Source organism: Streptococcus mitis (assembly GCF_905187495.1).
GTDB classification, from domain to species: domain Bacteria; phylum Bacillota; class Bacilli; order Lactobacillales; family Streptococcaceae; genus Streptococcus; species Streptococcus mitis_CU.
Genome location: NZ_CAJJIB010000102.1, coordinates 1 through 1,031 on the forward strand (window position 1 = coordinate 1; position 1,031 = coordinate 1,031).

Genomic DNA, 1,031 nt, shown 5'->3' on the forward strand with positions numbered 1-1,031 from the left:
ACTAAAATGAATTCCCTGATTATCTGCCACAATCATGGCTTTTGCCAAGGTATTGCGAATAGCTATATCATGGATATTGTGAAGATTAAAGGCCGTGTAATCCGCCTTCCTCAGCTTTTCATTTGTCTTTAGAAAGACATCTTGATAAATGGTAGACACCTCAGCCATGTCTTGATTCGCTATGGCAGGCTCCATGCTGGCGACAATCCCTGCAAAATCATGACGGAAACCTCGAACTTCATCATAGAGATGACCCAGCTTATCCACCATCCCTTGCAAGGAACGATTTTCATCTTCCTGTCTCTGAATGGTCTGCTCATCACGATAAACCTGTTCCAAATGCTTGATGTAAAAGAGCCAAGAGAAAAAGAGAATGAAAATCAGGAGAGAAATGGTCGTATCAAAACGAACGTAGAAAGAACTATTTCTATTGGTCATAAACGAAGAGAATATCCTAAATCCAGTCAGAGGTAGGATAATGAAAAAACTCTTACGATAGTGGGTTTTGAAAGCATCTGAAAAGAATAAATCCAAATCTAAAGACCAACGTTTCATCATAACTACTGTTAGTACGATAGCTAATAGGGAAAAAGAAGAGTTAACAATCCCATTTCCTACTTCCGATAGCATATCTATATCTAACATCCGAATATAGAACAATACCAATAAATAGCGAATACTCTGATAAAAACTAAAAAGATAGAGCGAAAGAAATAAAGACTCCCCCTTTTTCTTCCCTTTCATATAGAAAATAAGGTAAAAAAAGATTAAAACTTCCAAATACATAATTTCAAAAAAAGTTTTACCAGCTATTGCTTGCATCATTAGTAAATAGACTACGTATCTCTTTTTACGAAATTCCGGTGTAATTTGGTAACCTAGATAGATTGGAGGAACTATAATGGAGACTATCAACAATAAAGCAAATAGAGTCTCCTTAATAAAAGTCAAAATCATACTATCCAATCACGCTCTCCATCAATCTCTAAATCCAATAAATAGAGCTGATAATGGTCAAAATACTGAGAATA

1 pseudogene is annotated in these 1,031 nt (G+C 35.5%); it reads right to left on the reverse strand.

The features are described 5' to 3' along the window. A pseudogene (locus JQ843_RS05695) lies at window positions 1-645 on the reverse strand (GHKL domain-containing protein); the annotation flags it as partial. Between the last annotated feature and the right edge of the window lie 386 nt (window positions 646-1,031).